Raw genomic sequence first — 15720 nt, 5'->3', positions numbered from 1 at the left:
GCCAAGAATGTAGCCGAGACGAATGATTTTCCGACACAAGGGCATGATTTGTTTTCTTTCCCCGGCTCCCGCCAAGTTACTGACGAGTGATCCCGTGGTGGTGGAAAAGGAACTCACGATGACGAAGAAGATCGTGGATATACTTCGGATGATATTGGCAATTGCTAGTTGCGTGGTACCGAGATGCTCAATGAGAATAAAGAAAAGGAACCAGGGTGCCACACTGATAAAGGAGTGCATCATGCTCCAGACGGAGAGGCGGAAAAGTTGTCCCATGAGTCGTTTGTTAAAAATGGCGAAGAGGCCGTAATGTTGTTTGTCTATTTTGAAACGAGTATAGCAGACCAGCACGAGTAAGCCTCCCAGTTCGGAGATCGTGGATGCTATGGCGGCACCTGATATGCCCAAGGCAGGAATCTTCCCGGTACCGAAAATCAGCAGATAGTTCAGTAACACGTTCATACTTGCTAGAGTGACGGCAGAGACGGTGAGTATACGGGTTTTGGTGATTCCCACGAAAAATGCCCGGAAGGCCAGCATCGGAAAGGCGAAAAGCAGGCCGAAAGTTCGCCAGTCCAGATATTGTATAACAGCCTCGTATATTTCCGGGGAAGTCAGTAATCGTTGTAGAATGAATGGAGTGAATATTTTAGACAGGCCGAAGAGCGTGAAGGCGAGCGTGGTCAGAAAAAATAATCCTTGGAAGAACACTTTTCCCGTTTCCGCAGGACGTTGTTCACCGTTTCGGCGGGCGATCATTACTTGCAAGCCGAGACTGAACCCGAATCCCAGTATGTAAAGGGAAAGGTAGTACATTCCTGCTATGGCGGAGGCTCCTAGTTCTGTTTCTCCGACATGTCCGAGAAATATGGCATCCGTGATATTTATTAATTGTTCGACTAACACGCTCATCATCACTGGATAGTTGATGAGCCAGATTTGTTTGTTTGTAAAATTCATGATTCAACTTGAATAGCACATAGCAAGTTATTTCCACAAGAGTGGATCACTTGTTATGTTCGGTAAATAAAAAAGGGTATAAACTCTGTTCCCGGAAACATATTCTGTCCCCGGCAGGCTTGTGCCTGCAATCGGAATACTATACAAGGAGCGTAGCTATATACAGAGTTGTGCTTTCATGTTGAATAATAGAGTTAACGATACAAACATACAAAAAAGATGTGAGATTCTTCTTTTTTGTAAAACTTTTATATCAAGGATGAATAGGGAATACGGTATGTAACCCTCTATTTTCGAGGACGTATAATATGGGTAGTATGGGAAGTTTCTCCCATGGATTAATAAAAAATTAGAAGGTTATGAAAGAACGTGAAGAAAAGAAGAAGAAAGTGGCGAGTGATGACCGGCGCGCCCGGAATATTCCTTCAAAACAAGACAAAAGTTGGGTCGGTGAACAACAGATGCAACAAGAGCAATTTGACAAGACCGAATTCGAGGAACGGGAGGCTAAAAGACATCCTAGAAGAAGGATATGTCACTGATTTAGTGCTTATTTTCGAGGGTAATATGTTTTTATTACCCTCGTGTTATTTTTACGGCCCGGATTGTTTGTTTATTAAAAATATTATCGTAGATTTGTCGTGATTTTGAGTTTTGATTTGATCGCTACAGAGCGTTTGCCTTCATCGTATTTTAAATGTATCGTTAAGCAGACTTTTCTAGACAATATCCAACCTCAAGTATTTAAATTATTAATTTTAAAGTTTGTATTAATGAACATTTACATTTCAAATTTAAGTTACGACGTGAATGATAGTGACTTAAGAGAGTTATTCGAAGAGTACGGTGAAGTTTCTTCAGCAAAAGTTATCATGGATAGAGAAACCGGAAGATCAAGAGGTTTCGGATTCGTGGAAATGTCTGACGACACGCAAGGGCAAAAAGCTATTGATGAATTGAATCAAGCTGAGTACGATGGTAAGGTTATCAACGTGAACGTTGCAAAACCGAGAACCGATCGTCCGGCCGGTGGTCGTGGCGGTTTTAATCGTAATGGTGGCGGTCGTGATCGTCGCAGTAACGGTGGTGGCCGTAGTTTCGAGAAAAGATTCTAAAATATTTTGGATATAAGAAAAGGTGGTTTTTTAACCACCTTTTTTTATTCTGTAACCCGATCTGTGAAGAGGGTTGCTGTTGATGCATGAGAGAAGATATAGGACGCCGGGTATACTCCTTGTTTCTGCACGAGATGTTCCATGATTTCTTGTTTATCAGATCCGATGACGGGGATTAATATAGCCGAACTTTTTAAAATTACGGTCCCTGTCATTGTAATTCTTTGTTGTCCGGTCTTCGGGTGGTGTGAAACCGCATAAATTCGTTGGTCGGTCAGTAGATTCATCGAATCACTGAATATGGAGGCCACGTGTCCATCAGCCCCAATGCCCAGTATCGTGCAGTCGAAACGGGGCATATTCGAGTAGCCGGGGAGTTCCCATTTTACCATTTCCGAATATCGTTCAGCTTCAACTTTAGGTTCTTGTTCTCCCCAAATGCGATGAATGTGATTTTGAGGAATATCCAGAGGCATGAAAAGAAGGCGTTCGGCATGTTTGAAATTGCTCTCGTCGTCTTCCGGCGACACGCATCGTTCGTCTACCCAGTAAAAGCGAAGAATGTCCCAAGGGATATTATTCCGGTATTCTTTTACCCATAATTTGAAGAGTTGTTGCGCCGTGGAACCTCCGGACAGGGCGATATGAAAAGGTTTCGATTTGCTTTTTTTAATCACCGTTATCAAAGTTTCGGTCATTGAACGCAATGTTTCTTCGGCAGTTTTATATACTTCTATTTTCATGATTGTATGGATCTAATTCGTACCTGTTTATACGATGCAAGTTACGGTTTATTCATGATATAAACAAGAAAAAAAGTTAAAAACCCTTACTGATTTTAGATTTTAAATTTTAGATTCCAACCGCACGAGGCGAGCGCTTATTCTGTGATTTCGTGATTGCCGATTAGGTGGTTATAGAATCACAGAATCATTCAATCGGCAATCACGTAATCTTTTAATCTAAAATCTATAAGTTTGTAACTCGCCGCAGGCGAATGTTTTTCACAGATTTATTGAATCTACGGATGAAGAGGGTGGCAGCGAACATGAGGCCGCCACAGAATCCGGAGAGTAGTCCGGGAGCCCCGAAGTCGAGCAGGATTCCGGCAATATATGCTAGCGGTACGGCGACAAATAGATAGGAGACGAGAGCATAGATCATGGGGCGCTGCACGTCAGTGATGCCTCGTAAGGCTCCGAGTGCGGTTACTTGTAATCCATCGAAGATTTCAAACACGGCAACCACGAAGAATAGGTTGCGAGCCACTTTTATCACGTCGGGATCAGGGGTGAAAATGGATGCGATGGGGGCCCCGAAAAGGGCGTAGATCACGGCTGCTCCGGCCATGAAAATAACGGCAAGGCGGAGAGAAGCATGGGCGTAACGACGCATTTTCCCGATATTTCCCCGCCCGAATTCATGACTGACGAGTATGGTAGAGGCTCCGGCGATTCCGCTGGAGATCATGAATGTAAGTGAAATCATGGACATGACAATTTGATTTGCCGCAAGGGCAATGGTGCCTAACCATCCCATCATTACGGTGATGAGGCTGAGGGATAGAAATTCCACGACCATTTGTCCGGCTATGGGGTAGCCGACTTGTAATAGTTGTTTGATTTTCCGACGGCTCGTGTTGCTAAATTGAAAAAAACGGAATACGGGGCTGTATATTTGGGAACGATGGATATAAAGAAAAAAAGCAATAGGCATCATCAGGCGGGAGATTAATGTCGCTAGTCCCGCACCCGCTACCCCAAGAAATGGCGCACCGAATTTACCATATATAAATATGTAGTTCAGGAAAATATTCATCAAATTGCATGAAATCGTGATCACCATGGCTACCTTCGTGTTTCCGATTCCTTCCATGTATTGTTTAAATGTCATGAACAGGATGAACGGGATGACCGAGAATGAGGTCAGGATATAATATCCTTTGCATAATTCTACAACTTCCGCGGGTTGTCCCATCATGGAAAGGTAGGGCATGAGCATGAACAAGAAAAGGGTGAGTACGAGTGACACGGTTGTGTTCAGTAGAAGTGAATTTTGGAAAAATCCGGCTATACGTTCTTTATCATCAAGCGCATGAGCTTGGCCCACAAGTGGGGTTAGGCCGGTGGCAATACCCATGCCGACAACCATCGTGTTCATGATAATTGCTCCCGCTAATGACACGGCTGCCAATTCCGGGGCTCCGAGTTGTCCTACCATGATGTTATCAGCCATTTGTACGATCGCCTGACCGGCTAATGATAACATGATCGGGAAGGCTATGTTGATGTTCTGTTTGTAATACAGTGAGTTAATTCTCATGACTTGAATTTTAAAAACGGGGACAAAGATGTACATTTATTGTCACAAATAAAAATGTTGAAATCTTTTTGCGGGAAATGAAACTAGATTAATCATCGTTTCCGTATAATGAATAAATGAAACGCAAAAATTTGAGAAATTTAACTATATATTAAGTCAAAAAATTGCGAGAATTGGAAAATATGTGTATTTTTGGTTTCGTAAATAGAGAGAAATGAAAGGATTGATATTTCGATATTTTTCGTTGTTACTCCTCTTTTTGGTCATCGGGGTAAATCTCTTTGGAAGTGAAGGTTCCAAGGGGAATATTCCTGTTTCTGATAAGGAGAACATAGAAAAAGCGTCGGAAGAATTCCAGATTTCCACTACCCCGTTTGATCAGCATGGAGTTTTTGAACGAACTTTAGAGTTTTCAAGTCGGCAGATTGTTAATAATGGAAGTCGGGAACAATTCTCCCTCTCGTTCTATCGGAAAACAGAACTTGCGTCACGTAGAAGTGAATTCCGGATGATGGAAGAAAAGACTTACGGGTATTTTTCCGATTTGCTGGGACTTCGACATCTTCAAGGTTTCTACGTGTTCGATTTGTGTAAAATCATTATTTAGCTATTCCTAGGTCCGTTTTGTCCAGTGTCACGAATGGTGATACCGGTGAGTTGTACTCGCTCATTGAAAGCGTGTTTTGATATGACATGCTGGTATAGAGGTGACTAATGTAATTATGGTATCTTTCTTCGGATACGGACGGACGAATTATATCCTTATTTTTCAGTGTATTATAAAATTGAATTTATTCATAAACGAATAATAATAGTAGACCTATGGAGAATAGTAAAGAAAATGCCAAGGGTTTTACCAACTCGGCATTATTTCAGACATTGTACCCGATCGTGATCATGTTAGTCATATTTGGTTTGGTTTTCTTGGCATTATACGTGGCATTATAATATTAAAGCGTTTAAAATATAAAAAATACTCCTATGAAAAAGACTGCAACAAAACAAGGAACAAGAAGAAGTTTAGGTATTTCTGCATTTCCGATAATCATTCTGTGTTTTATACTGGCAATGGTTATTTATCATTTCGTGTATGGTAATCCGGCTAATTTTATTAATAATGACCCGAATAATCATCCTATTCAGGGAAATTTGCTAGGTACGATTTATAAAGGGGGGATCATCGTTCCGGTTATCCAGACCTTGTTATTTACGGTATTGACTTTAAGCGTGGAGCGGTTGATTGCCTTAAAAAGAGCGAAAGGGAAGAAGAATTTGCAACAATTCGTGACGAAGGTGAAGAGTGATCTTGAGGAGGGGAATATTGAGGCTGTTCGCCAAGCTTGTGACGAACAGAAAGGAACCGTGGCAAACGTGATTAAAGCATCGCTTTCTACTTATTCACAGGTGTCAGTTTGTGACACGTTGTCGAAAGAAGAGAAACAGTTGGCAGTACGGAAAGATCTGGAAGAGGCTACCATGCTTGAGTTGCCGACGATGGAACAGAATCTGGGGGTAATAGCCACGATCACGACTTTAGGGACGTTGATGGGATTGCTCGGAACTGTAATCGGGATGATCAAGTCTTTCGCGGCATTATCTTCTGCCGGGGGAACGGATTCTATTGCCCTTTCTACCGGTATTTCGGAGGCTCTTGTGAACACGGCTTTCGGTATTGCAACCGGGGCGTGTGCTGTGATTGCTTACAATTTCTTCACTAGTAAGATAGACGGGATCACGCATAGTATTGACGAGATCGGGGCTTACTTGGTACAGAGTTTCACGATTAAACAACGCTAGTATACACTTGTTAATATATACGTTATGAGTCAGAAAATTAAAAAGAAATCAACGTTCATCGACATGACGGCCATGAGCGACGTGACGGTACTGTTGTTGACGTTTTTCATGCTGACTTCCACGTTTATCCAGAAAGAACCGGTGCAGGTGAACCCGCCGCAGTCGGTTTCCGAGATCAAGATTCCCGAATCAAATATCGTCTCTATTTTAGTCGAGCCAACGGGAAAGGTGTTCATGGGACTGGATAAACCACAGGATCGTATCGAGGTGTTGAAAAAGATGGGAGAGAGTTATCAGATTGAATTTTCGGATCAGGAATTGAAAAAATTCAGTCTGTGTAATTCATTCGGGGTGCCTATTCAGGGAATGAAACAATTCTTGGCATTATCATCGGAAGAACAGGATAAAGTGATCATGAATTATGGAATTCCTTGTGATAGCACGAATAACCAGTTTAAATCGTGGATGCAATTTGCCCGGGAGGTGAACAAGGACTTGGTGATCGCTATCAAGGCGGATCAGAAAACTCCTTACCCGTTGATTAAGGATATTATGGCAACGTTGCAGGATTTGCGAGAGAATCGTTATAACTTGATTACTTCGTTGCGTAATATGCCGGAGGTATGATAGAACCTTATAACTTGTAATTTATTTATTATGGCAGAAATACAACAAAAGGATAGCGGGGAACGCAAGAAAGGGAAACAGAAGAAATTCAGTATCCGGGTGGATTTTACGCCTATGGTGGATATGAATATGTTGTTGATTACTTTCTTTATGCTCTGCACGTCCATGAGTAAACCCCAGACAATGGAAATCAGTATGCCGAGGAAAGATTTGTTGAATGAGCAGGAGCAGAACAAAGTGAAGGCTTCCAAGGCAATGACTATTTTGTTGGGTAAGGAGGGGAGAGTGTACTATTATATGGGAGAGCCGGACTACGAGAATCCCGATATGGTGCAGGAAACCGATTTTTCCCCGAACGGTTTGCGTGCAATCTTGTTAGGACGTAATCAGGTGGTGATGCAGAAGATCCGGGAATTGAAACAAAAGAAAGCAAACTTGGAGATCTCGAACGAGGAATACCTGAAAGAGGCTGCCGAGATCAGAAAAGATAAGGATTCTCCCGTTATATTGATCAAGGCTACCGATTTTGCGAATTACAAAAATTTGATTGATGTGCTCGATGAGATGCAGATATGTAATATCGGACGGTACGCGATCATGGATATAACTCCGGGGGATTTGCGATTGTTACAGGATAAGACACACGACGGGTATGCCGATGATTTGAAAGAAGTCATCGAGTACCGGGAGTTAAAACAATAAGACCATGGCAAAGGATATAAATGTAAATTCGGTAGAGTGGTGTGATCTGATATTCGAAGGAAAGAATAAGGATTATGGGGCTTACGAGTTGCGTAAACACTCTCCCCGGCGTCACTTGACGGCCTATGTCGTGATTATAGGTTGTGTGGTTCTGGCAATGGTTCTTCCGGCTTTTGTTCGTTTCCTGACACCCGTTAAGGCGCAGGAAAAGATGGTTACGGTGACGGAATTGTCTGATTTGAAGATGGATTTGCCGGAGGTGAAGGAAGAGAACAAGATCGTGGCGGTGAATGTTCCGCCGCCACCGACGTTGAAGACAACGATTAAGTTCACGGCTCCCGTGATTAAGAAAGATGAAGAGGTTCGTGAGGAAGACGAGATTAAAACGCAGGATGAGGTGAATCAAGCGAAAGCGGCGATTTCCGTGGCGGACGTGAAGGGTAATGACGAGGAAAACGGTAAGGATATTGCTGATCTGGAAGACCATAAATTGATCGTGGCAAGTGAAGATGAGGTCTTTCAAGTGGTGGAACAAGCTCCCGAATATCCGGGAGGTATGGCTGCCTTGATGAAATGGATCGGTAAAGAGATCAAGTATCCTTCTATTGCCCAAGAAATGAATATAGAGGGAAGAGTAATCGTACAATTCGTGATCGGACGGGACGGGTCGGTACGTGATGTACAAGTGTTGCGTACGGTCGACCCGACGCTGGATAAAGAAGCCGTTCGCGTGGTAAAGGCCATGCGTAAATGGATTCCCGGAAGACAGCGGGGTGAACCGGTTTCCGTGCGGTTCACTTTACCGATCACGTTTAAATTACAACAATAAAAGAAATGATTCTGTGATTTAGTGATTGCCGATTAGGTGATTAAAAGAAAGCGTTGGACAGCGAGTGAAAATTACTAAATCTAAAATCGTAAATCTAAAATTAAAAAGGTATGAATATTCGAATCGGCTTTTGGCTGTTATGCCTGATCTCCCTTGTGGCTTGTAAAGGGAAAACTTCAGGAGTACAAGATACCTTGTTTAGCGGGGTAATTCGAGTTGCAGTCGACGAAACGCTGTCTCCCTTGGCCGAGGAAGAGATTGCAGTTTTTGAAGCGCAATATAATCAGACAGGTATCGTCCCGATATATACGAGTGAAGTGGATGCAATAACCCTGTTGTTACGCGACAGCGTGCGCTGGGTGTTGGCCACACGCCCTTTATCGGGGGACGAATTAGAGTCATTCCACAGCAATAAGTTTTTTCCGGAGTCCATCAAGATAGCTACTGATGGTGTTGCTTTGATTGTAAACAGGCAAAATGCCGATTCGATATTTAACGTGAGTACTTTAAAGAAAATATTTTCCGGTGAGATAACACGTTGGAACCAATTGTCGGCGGACTCGAAATTGGGCGAAATACAAGTCGTGTTTGACCACCGGAATTCCAGCACAGTACGTTACGTGCTGGATTCGATATGCGGGCGGGGTAACTTGTCTGATCGATGTCATGCCGCCGGAACGAATCGGGATGTCATCGAGTATGTTACTCGAACTCCCGGTGCTATGGGGGTAATCGGGGTCAATTGGATTAGTGACGAACAGGATTCTTTATGCCGGGATTTTCGAAAAGAAATACAGGTGGCACGGATCAGTCGTGCAGAGTTACCTACTTACGGGAATAGTTACCAGCCTTACCAGTATTATCTCTACACGGGGCAATATCCATTGTCTCGTGATATATACATTTTACTGAATGATCCCCGGAGCGCACTCCCAACCGGGTTAACCTCCTTTTTTGCAGGAGCAAGAGGACAGCGAATCATATTGAAAGCCGGATTGTTACCTGCCACGATGCCCGTGAATATCGTGAACGTGAGGGACCAACTTTAATGAATAATTTTAAGATCATGAAAACGAAATTAATTATATGCGGATTATTTTGCTTGCTGGCAGCGACGAGCGTGAAGGCAGCAGACAATAAGGTCGGAATAGATCTTTATGAATCGGGAATGATCGGGGCTGCCAAGGCTTTTTTCCTCGATAATTTGAAGCAACAACGAGAGGGTGTCTTGCAAGCAGAAACCTGTTACTATTTGGGAGAATGTTATCTGGTGTTGGGACTTCGTGATTCTGCCGGGATATACTACCAGAAAGGGATAGAGTTTATGCCTGACTATTCTTGCAACCGGATCGGGGTAGTTGGGTTGAAATTGGGGAAAGATATGGACGGTGAAGAGTTGTTCAAAGAGGTGTTTACAAGCAAAAAAGACAAGAAAGATGCCGGCGTGCAGTTGGCAATAGCCAGAGCATATTTGTATGCAGGTAATATGACAAAAGCAATGGAACACGTGAATCAGGCGAGAGAGTTGGATGCTAAAAGTGGGTTGCCGTACTTGGTGGAAGGAGATATTCTGGCTGCACAGGGGAAAGTTGGGGAGGCTTGTGCCAAATACGAAATGGCCGCTTATTTTAGTCCGGATTGTGTGGGAGCATACTTAAAACAGGCTCGCTTGTATATGTCGGCCAATCGTTCCTTATCGTTGGAAAAGTTGGATAAGGCCCGGGAAGAATCCCCGGAATTTTGTGGTATCTATTGTATATTAGGGGAGCTGTATGAAATGGCCGGAGATAGTAAGGCTGCTGCTGATAATTATTCTAAATTTATTCAGTCAGGGTATTATGATCAGGATCATTTGTTGCGGTATGCCGGTATATTGTATTTCGATAAACAGTATGAAAAGATGTTGCCTGTACTTCAATCCGTGTTGAAAGAAAAGCCGGAAGATTTGGTGGCAAAACGTTTATATGCTTATTGTCTTTCTAAACGGGAGAATGGGGAAAAATGTCTGGAGGCTATAAAGCATTTTATAGAATCTACTCCCGAAGAGAATCAGATTTGTCAGGATTATCTTTGTTACGCGGAACAGTTGACCGTGAAAAAAGAATATAATGAGGCAATTACTTATTATAAAAAGGCATTGAATGCGGATTGCAAGCGTCAGGAGTTATTGAAAGATATTGCGGATCTTTTCGTGAAAAATAGAGATTTGGATTCGGCCGTGGTCTATTATCAGCAATATTTTGATTTTGTGGAGGAACCGGCTGCGGAAGATTTGTTGAAACTGGGGAAATGTTACTATAATCTGGCTTGCCAGGATTCGGTGCCGGAATTGCAAAAGGAAGAGCTGATAAAAGCAGATACTTTATTCAAAGAGTTAAGTATCCAAGTTCCTAATAGTTACGTGAGTTATTTTTGGCGGGCCCGGGTAAATTCCATGCTTGATCCGGAAACAACGAAGGGGTTGGCAAAACCATATTATGAGAAAGTGATAGAAATAGGATCAGTACAACCGGAACGTTATAAACGGGAACTGATAGAAAGTTATAAATACTTGGGATATTATCATTACGTGATTGCTGATGCTATTACCACAAAAAATAATGGGAATCCTGATCCGGCAAAAGAAGAATACGGGGAGGCGAAGTCATTTTTCTCTAAAGTATTAACGTTGGATGCCAAGGATGAGGTGGCATTGAAAGCTCTTGAGAGTATTAAGCTGTGAATCGGTAAAAGTGTGTCGATTGTGGGGGTATTCTTGTATTAGAATATCCCCAATTTTAATAAAATGAAAATTTAGTATTCGTAAAAGATTAAGTTTTGGTACGGAAATTGCTTTATAGCGGAAGAGTTGTTTATTGAATATTTAAATAGATTGAATTATGAAGTGGATTTTGCGGGCGATACCAATTTTACTTTTGATGGTTTGTTTTGGAGGGCAGGCTATGCCGGAGGACATGCCAAGAGAAAGAAGAGTGGAGACCACCGGGGAATCGATGAATAGTTCAGAGATTACAGCTACTTTTTCGGCAATTGATCTGACGGACGTGTATGATTTTCTGGAGAAGTCATTTATGTTGACGGATATTGTGGATTTACCCGAGGATGTAGAAATTCAAAAAGACAAACGGGTGAGTTCTGCGAAAGAGATTCTTAAACAAGGTATTGATGGAAAGAATAGTCATGACGCGTGGCGTGATGAAATCTTTGATTACTTGTCTATGAAACATATCCAGGGATTTTATATTTACTGGATGAATAAAATGATTATTTAATTTGTAATAATCATATAAACGTATTATCGGAGTTCAGTACATGGCCTGAATATAATATGGCTGGGAGGAAACTATTCCGAGTGAATATACGTTAAAGTTATAAGTTAGTATTTAAAGAACGTTTAAATCATATATTATGACACAGAAAGTCGGATACGTGACACAAGTGATTGGTCCTGTTGTGGACGTCATTTTTGAAGGTGGAGGGGTTGACTTACCTCCTATTTACGAGGCTCTGGAGATTGAGAGGGAGAATGGCTCGAAGTTGATTGTCGAGGTGGAACAACACGTGGGAGAAGATACAGTGCGTTGTGTAGCAATGGATACAACCGACGGTTTATATCGCGGTATGAAGGTTTTGGATTTAGGACGGACCTTGACGATGCCCATGGGGGACCAGATAAAGGGACGTTTGTTGAACGTGACAGGTGATGCTATCGACTACCTAGCCCCATTGGATTACAAAGAAACGAGTTCTATACATCGAGAGGCACCGAAATTTGAAGATTTATCTATTAAGGAGGAATTGCTGCTTACGGGAATTAAGGTGATCGATCTGTTGGAACCTTATTCTAAAGGAGGAAAGATCGGCCTGTTCGGGGGTGCCGGAGTTGGTAAAACTGTGTTAATCATGGAGATGATTAATAATATTGCCAAAGGACATAATGGATATTCCGTGTTTGCCGGGGTTGGAGAACGTACCCGGGAAGGGAACGATTTGTTGCGGGAGATGATAGAATCGGGGGTTATCAACTATGGTGACAAGTTCAAGGAGGAGATGGCAAAGGGGAAGTGGGATTTGGAGAGCGTGGACATGGAGAAGGTGAGCCAGTCGCAGGCAACATTGGTTTTCGGACAGATGAATGAACCTCCCGGGGCTCGTTTACGAGTGGCTTTGTCCGGGTTAACGGTTGCGGAAATGTTTCGGGATTCGAATGCTGGTGGAAAAGAAATTTTGTTCTTTATTGATAATATTTTCCGTTTCACGCAAGCCGGGTCGGAGGTTTCGGCCCTGTTGGGGCGTATGCCGTCAGCAGTGGGTTATCAGCCGACATTGGCATCGGAGATGGGTAAGTTACAAGAACGTATTACTTCTACGAAGAATGGTTCAATTACTTCTATTCAGGCCATTTATGTTCCGGCAGATGACTTGACAGACCCTGCACCGGCTACAACGTTCAGCTTCTTGGACGCCACGACGGTGTTGAGTCGTAAGATCACCGAATTGGGTATTTATCCGGCGGTAGATCCATTGGAATCTTCTTCGCGTATTCTTGATCCGGCAATTGTTGGAGAAGAACATTATCAAACTGCGCAAAGAGTGGTCGAATTATTGCAGCATTACAACGAGTTGCAGGATATTATTGCAATTTTGGGTGTTGATGAATTATCTGATTCGGATAAAATCGTGGTGGCACGGGCTCGTCGGGCGCAACGTTTCTTATCGCAACCTTTCCACGTGGCAGAACAGTTCACCGGAATTCCCGGGGTTATGGTTCCATTGGAAGAAACGATTCGCGGTTTCAAGATGATTCTCGATGGGGATATGGATGAATATCCGGAGCAGGCATTTATGAATACCGGAACCATTGATGATGTGATCAAGAAAGGGAAAGAGATGATTGAACAAGCGAAGAAAAGAAATTAGAGAATGTAAAATTTAGAGTTTAGAATGAAAAAGATTCCGTGATTGCCGATTCGATGATTAAAATCACTTAATCGAAAATCATTAAATCACTTAATCGATAGGATCTAAAATCTAAAGTTTAAAATCTAAAATAATTAAGGTCATGATTTTAAGAATAGTATCTCCGGAAAAAGTGATTTATAAAGGTGAGGTGCAAATGGTGAAATTGCCTGGTACGGTGGGTCAGTTTACCGTGTTGGAAAATCATGCACCGTTAGTATCTACGTTGACTCCGGGAGAAATTGTCTATAAAGGGTCAGAAGAGGAAAAGAGTGTACAGATTCGCGGGGGAGTTGTGGAAGTTCGGGACAATAATGTGGTGGTTTGTATAAATTAATGCACCTATGAAGAATGATTTGAAATATATATTGTTGACACTTGTTCTGTTGGTCGGAACGCTAACTGCGGGTGCGGTTAGAGTGGCCGCAACGGGTGTTAGCGGGGAAGAATCGCAACAGGTCGAGGACGAGCTTGCCGTACGGGTGGATTCCGTGATGCAGCAGGAGGAACGGGAGGATAAGGCTTTTGACCCTAAAAAGACTATTTTCGAGCATTTGGGGGACGAGTATGGATGGACGATTATCGGAAAGGTAACCATACCTCTGCCCGTGATTGTTCGGGATAATGGAGGGGAATGGTATTTTTTCAGTTCTTCACGTTTAGCAGACGGGAAAACATATAAAGGATTTCATATTGCCGGGGAAGGAGCTTATGAAGGGAAGATCGTGGGGGTAGATGCTACCGGAAACGAATATCGTCCTTATGATTTTTCTATCACCAAAAACGCTTTTTCCGTGATGATTAGCGGGCTGATCACGATGTTGATCGTGTTCTCGTTAGTTCGATTTTATAAAAGGAAAAAGTTTAAGGCCCCGCGTAAGGGAATGGGTGGTCTGGAAATGATCGTCGAAATGTTATATAAAGAAGTTATTGTCAGTGTGCTGGGAAAGGAATCTAAGCGATATGCACCCTATCTGTTGACATTGTTCTTTTTTATATTCGTATCCAATATGATGGGGTTGATAGCTGTATTCCCGGGAGGGGCGAACGTGATGGGAAATATGTCAATCACGCTGGTCTTGGCATTATGTACTTTCGTGGTGATTAATGTTTCCGGGACGAAAGAGTACTGGAAAGAGATATTTTGGCCGGATGTACCTATGGGATTGAAATGTCCGGTACCCTTATTGCCTGTTATCGAGATATTCGGAGTGTTCACGAAACCGGTGGCTTTGATGATTCGTCTTTTCGCTAACATGTTGGGGGGACACTTGATTGTGTTGGTGTTGATTTCGTTGATCTTTCTGTTTAGCGTGATGGGACAGGTGGTATTGGGCGTTACAACGGTATTTTCAGTATTGTTTGCCGTGTTTATGAACTTGATTCACGTGTTGATCGGGTTTATTCAAGCATACGTGTTTATGTTGCTTTCAACAATCTTTATCGGGTTGGCGAGAGTGAGGAAAGTTAAAAGCTAAAAACTTAAATCTAAAAGTTTGAATTTAAAATCTAAAATCATTAAATCTAAAATTAATAAATAAGGTTATGGAAAGTTTGATTTTATTGGAAGTAGCAGCAGCCGGGTTAAGTCTGGCTAAGATAGGTGCATGTGTTGGAGCTGGTTTGGCAGCTATTGCTGCAGGTATTGGTATCGGTAAGATCGGTTCTTCGGCGATGGATGCTATTGCCCGTCAGCCGGAAGAGACTAACAATATCAGAACCAATATGATCGTGATTGCGGCTTTGATCGAGGGTGTTGCTCTTTTTGCAATTATCGTTTGTTTATTAGCATTGTTTGTATAAAAAGAAGCTATGTCATTATTTACACCGGAATTCGGATTAGTGTTTTGGATGCTGGTTGTCTTTTTGATTCTTTTCGGCATTCTGGCAAAATACGCCTGGCCGGCTATTGTCCGGATGATGGACGAGCGGGCTGATTTTATTGATAAAGGCGTAGAGTATGCCCGGGAGGCTAAAAGAGATCGTGAAAAGGCACAAGAGGATGCCAAAGATTTGCTGACGGAAGCTCGTAAGCAACAATTAGAGGTATTGCAGCAGACAGAACGGCTGAAACGGGAGATGATAGCGGAAGCCCGAAAAGCGGCAGAAAACGAGGCAAAACAAGTGAGGGAGGCTGCCAATTTGTCGATAGAGCAGGCGAAACGGGAAGCAGAATTACAATTGCGTAAACAAGTGGCATCCCTGTCTTTGCAGGTTGCAGAGAAAGTGATGCGTAAGGACTTGGCTACCGATAAGAACCAGATGGAACTGATCGGTAAGTTGTTGAACGAGCTTGAGAATAAAGAGTAAAGGAGGAGAGTATGGACGAAGGATTGATTGCTCGAAGGTATGCAAAGGCCGTGTTTCGATACGCGCAGGAGTTAAATGCTGCTGATGCAGTGTATGAGA

19 protein-coding genes are annotated in these 15720 nt (G+C 42.7%); 16 read left to right on the top strand and 3 right to left on the bottom strand.

The features are described 5' to 3' along the window. On the bottom strand, nucleotides 1-960 hold a 960-nt coding region (locus tag AB5542_RS12120; RefSeq protein WP_368243093.1), incomplete at its 3' end, for an MATE family efflux transporter. Between the two features lie 359 nt (nucleotides 961-1319). Here AB5542_RS12120 and AB5542_RS12115 point away from each other — a divergent pair. Together AB5542_RS12115 and AB5542_RS12110 are read left to right on the top strand one after the other, a co-directional pair. Then, complete coding sequence (locus AB5542_RS12115; protein WP_087419812.1) at nucleotides 1320-1502, top strand: hypothetical protein; 183 nt, start codon at nucleotides 1320-1322, stop codon at nucleotides 1500-1502. Between the two features lie 231 nt (nucleotides 1503-1733). After that, the gene (locus AB5542_RS12110) at nucleotides 1734-2075 is read left to right on the top strand and encodes an RNA recognition motif domain-containing protein (protein WP_027202973.1); all 342 of its coding nucleotides are present in this window, start codon (nucleotides 1734-1736) and stop codon (nucleotides 2073-2075) included. 44 nt (nucleotides 2076-2119) lie between these two features. Here AB5542_RS12110 and pgl read toward each other — a convergent pair whose 3' ends face one another. Then, nucleotides 2120-2818 (bottom strand): 6-phosphogluconolactonase, encoded by a 699-nt coding sequence (gene pgl / locus AB5542_RS12105; protein WP_118305084.1) that lies wholly within the window; start codon nucleotides 2816-2818, stop codon nucleotides 2120-2122. A gap of 226 nt (nucleotides 2819-3044) precedes the next feature. Next, nucleotides 3045-4397: an MATE family efflux transporter gene (locus AB5542_RS12100; protein ID WP_158572033.1), complete on the bottom strand. Its 1353-nt coding sequence runs from the start codon at nucleotides 4395-4397 to the stop codon at nucleotides 3045-3047. A gap of 214 nt (nucleotides 4398-4611) precedes the next feature. Between AB5542_RS12100 and AB5542_RS12095 the strand changes: the two genes are divergently transcribed. From AB5542_RS12095 to atpF, 14 genes are all read left to right on the top strand, one after another. Next, a complete protein-coding gene (locus tag AB5542_RS12095) occupies nucleotides 4612-5004 on the top strand; it encodes a hypothetical protein (RefSeq protein WP_087419815.1) in 393 nt (130 codons plus the stop codon). 215 nt (nucleotides 5005-5219) lie between these two features. Then, nucleotides 5220-5345: a hypothetical protein gene (locus AB5542_RS12090; protein WP_255378860.1), complete on the top strand. Its 126-nt coding sequence runs from the start codon at nucleotides 5220-5222 to the stop codon at nucleotides 5343-5345. Between the two features lie 33 nt (nucleotides 5346-5378). After that, nucleotides 5379-6194 carry a MotA/TolQ/ExbB proton channel family protein gene (locus AB5542_RS12085; RefSeq protein ID WP_027202969.1) on the top strand — a complete coding sequence of 272 codons (816 nt, stop codon included), beginning with the start codon at nucleotides 5379-5381 and terminating at the stop codon, nucleotides 6192-6194. A gap of 24 nt (nucleotides 6195-6218) precedes the next feature. Next, a complete protein-coding gene (locus tag AB5542_RS12080; RefSeq protein ID WP_027202968.1) occupies nucleotides 6219-6821 on the top strand; it encodes an ExbD/TolR family protein in 603 nt (200 codons plus the stop codon). A gap of 30 nt (nucleotides 6822-6851) precedes the next feature. Continuing rightward, nucleotides 6852-7523 (top strand): ExbD/TolR family protein, encoded by a 672-nt coding sequence (locus tag AB5542_RS12075; protein WP_027202967.1) that lies wholly within the window; start codon nucleotides 6852-6854, stop codon nucleotides 7521-7523. Between the two features lie 4 nt (nucleotides 7524-7527). Beyond that, a complete protein-coding gene (locus tag AB5542_RS12070) occupies nucleotides 7528-8352 on the top strand; it encodes an energy transducer TonB (RefSeq protein ID WP_087419816.1) in 825 nt (274 codons plus the stop codon). A gap of 110 nt (nucleotides 8353-8462) precedes the next feature. Further along, on the top strand, nucleotides 8463-9401 hold the full coding sequence (locus AB5542_RS12065) for a PstS family phosphate ABC transporter substrate-binding protein (protein ID WP_162613706.1): 939 nt from the start codon (nucleotides 8463-8465) through the stop codon (nucleotides 9399-9401). Between the two features lie 17 nt (nucleotides 9402-9418). Beyond that, entirely contained in the window at nucleotides 9419-11074 is a 1656-nt protein-coding gene (locus AB5542_RS12060; RefSeq protein ID WP_279038859.1) for a tetratricopeptide repeat protein, read from the top strand. Between the two features lie 157 nt (nucleotides 11075-11231). After that, nucleotides 11232-11624: a hypothetical protein gene (locus tag AB5542_RS12055; RefSeq protein WP_087419818.1), complete on the top strand. Its 393-nt coding sequence runs from the start codon at nucleotides 11232-11234 to the stop codon at nucleotides 11622-11624. 136 nt (nucleotides 11625-11760) lie between these two features. Then, nucleotides 11761-13272: a F0F1 ATP synthase subunit beta gene (gene atpD / locus AB5542_RS12050; protein WP_087419819.1), complete on the top strand. Its 1512-nt coding sequence runs from the start codon at nucleotides 11761-11763 to the stop codon at nucleotides 13270-13272. Nucleotides 13273-13414: 142 nt separating this feature from the next. After that, complete coding sequence (gene atpC, locus AB5542_RS12045; protein ID WP_087419820.1) at nucleotides 13415-13648, top strand: ATP synthase F1 subunit epsilon; 234 nt, start codon at nucleotides 13415-13417, stop codon at nucleotides 13646-13648. Nucleotides 13649-13655: 7 nt separating this feature from the next. After that, a complete protein-coding gene (gene atpB / locus AB5542_RS12040) occupies nucleotides 13656-14789 on the top strand; it encodes a F0F1 ATP synthase subunit A (protein ID WP_270542741.1) in 1134 nt (377 codons plus the stop codon). Between the two features lie 67 nt (nucleotides 14790-14856). Then, nucleotides 14857-15114, top strand: a complete 258-nt coding sequence (atpE, locus tag AB5542_RS12035; protein WP_027202959.1) for an ATP synthase F0 subunit C — start codon at nucleotides 14857-14859, stop codon at nucleotides 15112-15114. Nucleotides 15115-15123: 9 nt separating this feature from the next. Next, the gene (gene atpF / locus AB5542_RS12030) at nucleotides 15124-15621 is read left to right on the top strand and encodes a F0F1 ATP synthase subunit B (protein ID WP_027202958.1); all 498 of its coding nucleotides are present in this window, start codon (nucleotides 15124-15126) and stop codon (nucleotides 15619-15621) included. The last annotated feature ends 99 nt before the right edge of the window (nucleotides 15622-15720 follow it).

The sequence above is a fragment of the Butyricimonas sp. RTP31003st1_G1_RTP31003_210430 genome (assembly GCF_040920905.1).
GTDB classification, from domain to species: Bacteria; Bacteroidota; Bacteroidia; order Bacteroidales; family Marinifilaceae; genus Butyricimonas; species Butyricimonas paravirosa.
The sequence above is the reverse complement of the archived record's forward strand: the minus strand, read 5'-3'. Positions and strand labels throughout refer to the sequence as shown.

What these genes read in the sequence shown, in the direction of transcription:
- AB5542_RS12115 (WP_087419812.1), top strand. Translation starts at nt 1,320, where the DNA reads ATGAAAGAACGTGAAGAAAAGAAGAAGAAAGTGGCGAGTGATGACCGG.
- AB5542_RS12110 (WP_027202973.1), top strand. Translation starts at nt 1,734, where the DNA reads ATGAACATTTACATTTCAAATTTAAGTTACGACGTGAATGATAGTGAC.
- pgl (WP_118305084.1), bottom strand. Translation starts at nt 2,818, where the DNA reads ATGAAAATAGAAGTATATAAAACTGCCGAAGAAACATTGCGTTCAATG.
- AB5542_RS12100 (WP_158572033.1), bottom strand. Translation starts at nt 4,397, where the DNA reads ATGAGAATTAACTCACTGTATTACAAACAGAACATCAACATAGCCTTC.
- AB5542_RS12095 (WP_087419815.1), top strand. Translation starts at nt 4,612, where the DNA reads ATGAAAGGATTGATATTTCGATATTTTTCGTTGTTACTCCTCTTTTTG.
- AB5542_RS12090 (WP_255378860.1), top strand. Translation starts at nt 5,220, where the DNA reads ATGGAGAATAGTAAAGAAAATGCCAAGGGTTTTACCAACTCGGCATTA.
- AB5542_RS12085 (WP_027202969.1), top strand. Translation starts at nt 5,379, where the DNA reads ATGAAAAAGACTGCAACAAAACAAGGAACAAGAAGAAGTTTAGGTATT.
- AB5542_RS12080 (WP_027202968.1), top strand. Translation starts at nt 6,219, where the DNA reads ATGAGTCAGAAAATTAAAAAGAAATCAACGTTCATCGACATGACGGCC.
- AB5542_RS12075 (WP_027202967.1), top strand. Translation starts at nt 6,852, where the DNA reads ATGGCAGAAATACAACAAAAGGATAGCGGGGAACGCAAGAAAGGGAAA.
- AB5542_RS12070 (WP_087419816.1), top strand. Translation starts at nt 7,528, where the DNA reads ATGGCAAAGGATATAAATGTAAATTCGGTAGAGTGGTGTGATCTGATA.
- AB5542_RS12065 (WP_162613706.1), top strand. Translation starts at nt 8,463, where the DNA reads ATGAATATTCGAATCGGCTTTTGGCTGTTATGCCTGATCTCCCTTGTG.
- AB5542_RS12060 (WP_279038859.1), top strand. Translation starts at nt 9,419, where the DNA reads ATGAAAACGAAATTAATTATATGCGGATTATTTTGCTTGCTGGCAGCG.
- AB5542_RS12055 (WP_087419818.1), top strand. Translation starts at nt 11,232, where the DNA reads ATGAAGTGGATTTTGCGGGCGATACCAATTTTACTTTTGATGGTTTGT.
- atpD (WP_087419819.1), top strand. Translation starts at nt 11,761, where the DNA reads ATGACACAGAAAGTCGGATACGTGACACAAGTGATTGGTCCTGTTGTG.
- atpC (WP_087419820.1), top strand. Translation starts at nt 13,415, where the DNA reads ATGATTTTAAGAATAGTATCTCCGGAAAAAGTGATTTATAAAGGTGAG.
- atpB (WP_270542741.1), top strand. Translation starts at nt 13,656, where the DNA reads ATGAAGAATGATTTGAAATATATATTGTTGACACTTGTTCTGTTGGTC.
- atpE (WP_027202959.1), top strand. Translation starts at nt 14,857, where the DNA reads ATGGAAAGTTTGATTTTATTGGAAGTAGCAGCAGCCGGGTTAAGTCTG.
- atpF (WP_027202958.1), top strand. Translation starts at nt 15,124, where the DNA reads ATGTCATTATTTACACCGGAATTCGGATTAGTGTTTTGGATGCTGGTT.